Source organism: Nocardia sp. NPDC055029 (assembly GCF_053608525.1).
This window is the reverse complement of record NZ_JBSGVQ010000082.1, coordinates 1-2,982: the sequence shown is the minus strand read 5'-3', so window position 1 is coordinate 2,982 and position 2,982 is coordinate 1. Positions and strand designations below refer to the sequence as shown.

Below are 2,982 nucleotides of genomic sequence, written 5' to 3'. Positions count from 1 at the left end.
CCGAGCACGTCGCTCACGTCGGCGAAGTCGGCGGCCGCGCCGCCGACCATGAAGGTGAGGGTGCCCGCCGTCGCACCGGCCACACCACCGGAGACCGGGGCATCCAGCGGCCGGTGACCGGCCGCGACCGCCTGGGCGGCAGCGGCTTTCGCGTCGGCGACGTCGATGGTGGAACAGTCGATGAACAGCGTGCCCGGTGCGGCGGCGGGCAGCAGCTCGGCGTACACATCGAGGACGAGCTTGCCGTTGGGCAGCATGGTGATCACCACGTCACGGTCGACGGCGGCTTCGGCGGCGGTGGCCACCACCGTCGCGCCGTCGGCGCGCGCCTGCTCCTGCGCGGCGGGGACCGGGTCGAAGGCGAGCACGTCATAGCCCGCCCGCACCAGATTCGCCGCCATGGGCGCGCCCATATGACCGAGCCCGAGGAAACCGATCTTCTTGGTCATCGCTGTGCCTCCTGTGTCGTCGCGCCCAATTCCGCAGCACCGAGGGTGCAGAAATATTCCACTACGCGATAGTCACTGACCTCAGCCAGGGTCGCCGGCTCCCACTGGGGATTGCGGTCCTTGTCGATGACCTGGGCGCGGATCCCCTCGACCAGATCGTGCGAGCCGAGCGCGGCGATCGAGACCCGGTACTCCTGATTCAGCACCTCCTCCAAGCTGGTCAGCTCACGGGCCACTCGCAGCGACCGCAACGTGACCTTCAGCGCCACTGGCGATTTGGCCAGCAGGTCAGCAGCAGCCTTTGCCGCATCGGGTGACTCATGGGCCTGCAACCTAGCCGCGATCTCTTCCACGGTGTCGGCGCTGTAGCAGGCGTCGATCCAGCTCTGCTGGGCGAGCAGATCCGACGACGGCGCCGATTCGGCGAACCTCGCAATCGCCGCGTCGACATCGGTCGTGCGCAGCGCGTCGAGCAGGGCGTCGATTTCGCCAGAGGGGACGAAGTAGTCGGCAAAGCCGGCCGCGATCGCGTCGCCCGCGCTCATCCGCGCAGTGGTCAGCGCGACGTGCGTACCGATCTCACCGGGCGCTCGCGAGAGCAGGTAGGTGCCGCCGACGTCGGGCACGAAACCGATACCGACCTCGGGCATCCCGACCCGGGAACGTTCGGTGACGATGCGGTGGCTACCGTGCCCGGACAGGCCGACTCCACCGCCCATCACGATGCCGTCCATGATCACCACGTACGGCTTGGGGTAGCGGCCGATGAGTGCGTTGAGGATGTACTCGTCGCGCCAGAACCGCCCGGTCGGCGAGTGAGCGCCCGCCGCACCGCTGGAGGCGTCGGCGTGGATGGCGACGATGTCACCGCCCGCGCACAGCCCGCGCTCGCCCGCGCCACGGACGACGACCGCGCGCACCGCGTCGTCGTCCGCCCACGCGCGCAACGCGTCGGTGATCGCCAGTGCCATAGCGTGATTGAGCGCGTTGATGGCCTTGGGCCGGTTCAGGGTGATGAGGCCGAGGCCGCCGGATCTGGTGATCAGCACTTCGGGTTCGTCGGTCATGCCGCTCCTGTCAGCGTGCGGGCGACGACCACCCGCATGATTTCGTTGGTGCCCTCGAGGATCTGATGGACCCGCAGATCGCGGACGATCTTCTCCAGGCCGTACTCGTGCAGGTAGCCGTAGCCGCCGTGCAATTGCAGCGCCTTGTTGGCGACCTCGAAGCCGGCGTCGGTGGCGAAACGCTTGGCCATCGCGCACAGTTCGACCTTGTCCGGCGCCCCCGCGTCGAGCGCGGCCGCGGCCCGCCACAGCAGGGTCCGTGCCGCTTCGAGCTCGGTGCGCATGTCGGCCAGGTCGAACTGCAGGGCCTGGTTGTGCGACAACGGTTTACCGAAAGCCCTCCGCTCGGCAAGGTAGCGGACGGTTTTGTCCAGCGCCGCCCGGGCGCCGCCGATCGAGCACGCGCCGATATTGAGCCTGCCGCCGTTGAGCCCGTTCATCGCGATCGCGAATCCGTCACCCTCGGCGCCGAGCCGGTTGGCCACCGGTACGCGCGCGTCCTCCAGGATCACCTGGCGTGTCGGCTGGGCGTTCCAGCCCATCTTGCGCTCGTTCGGTCCCACGGTCAGGCCGGGTGTGTCGGCCGGGACGACCAGCGCCGAGATGCCACGCGCACCGACTCCTCCAGTACGCACCATCATCACGTAGAGATCGTTCGAGCCGGCACCGGAGATGAACTGTTTTGCACCGGTCAGGATGTAGTCATCTCCATCCCGAACAGCTTTCGTACTCAAAGCGGCGGCATCAGAGCCAACACCAGGCTCGGTCAGCGCGTAGCTACCGAGCAGTTCCATCGCCGTCATCCCCGGCAACCACTCTTGGCGCTGCGCTTCGGTCCCGAAGGCATCGATCATCCACGCGGTCATGTTGTGGATCGAGATGTAGGCCGCCACCGACGGACACCCGGTCGCCAGCTCCTCGAAGATCCGTGCAGCATCGAGTCGCCGAAGCTGTGATCCACCGAGGTCCTCGCGCACATAGATGCCGCCGAGGCCGAGTGGCCCCGCCTTACGCAACACGTCCACGGGAAAGTGCTTGCACTCATCCCACTCCAGCGCATTCGGCGCCAGATACTCGTCAGCGAACGCCCGAACTGTTTCCTGGATTGCCTTTTCGTCGTCGTTGAGTGTGAACACAGCCGGTCAGTCCATCGTCGGGATGACGAAGGCGTTGGACTCCTTCAGCCCGGCAGGCCAGCGCTGGGTCACCGTCTTGGTCTTGGTGTAGAAGCGAATCGAATCCGGGCCGTGCTGGTTGAGATCGCCGAAGCCCGAACGCTTCCAGCCGCCGAAGGTGTAGTAGGCGATCGGCACCGGGATGGGCACATTGATGCCGACCATGCCGACCTGCACACGCGCGGCGAAGTCGCGGGCGGTGTCGCCGTCGCGGGTGAAGATGGCGACGCCGTTGCCGTATTCGTGCTCGTTGGCCAGGCGCAGGCCCTCCTCGTAGTCGTCGGCGCGGAC

At 67.2% G+C, this 2,982-nt stretch carries 4 protein-coding genes; all 4 read right to left on the bottom strand.

All coding sequences use genetic code 11. From position 1 onward, the window contains the following. The coding region (locus ACWF9G_RS34240) for an NAD(P)-binding domain-containing protein (protein ID WP_452520374.1) at window positions 1-449 on the bottom strand (449 nt) is incomplete at its 3' end. After that, window positions 446-1,516 carry an enoyl-CoA hydratase/isomerase family protein gene (locus tag ACWF9G_RS34235; RefSeq protein WP_452520372.1) on the bottom strand — a complete coding sequence of 357 codons (1,071 nt, stop codon included), beginning with the start codon at window positions 1,514-1,516 and terminating at the stop codon, window positions 446-448. The genes ACWF9G_RS34235 and ACWF9G_RS34240, both read right to left, overlap by 4 nt. Beyond that, complete coding sequence (locus tag ACWF9G_RS34230) at window positions 1,513-2,652, bottom strand: acyl-CoA dehydrogenase family protein (RefSeq protein WP_452520370.1); 1,140 nt, start codon at window positions 2,650-2,652, stop codon at window positions 1,513-1,515. The genes ACWF9G_RS34235 and ACWF9G_RS34230 overlap by 4 nt, the downstream gene beginning before the upstream one ends. A 6-nt stretch (window positions 2,653-2,658) precedes the next feature. Beyond that, a partial coding sequence (locus tag ACWF9G_RS34225; RefSeq protein WP_452520368.1) for an aldehyde dehydrogenase family protein occupies window positions 2,659-2,982 on the bottom strand: 324 nt, incomplete at its 5' end.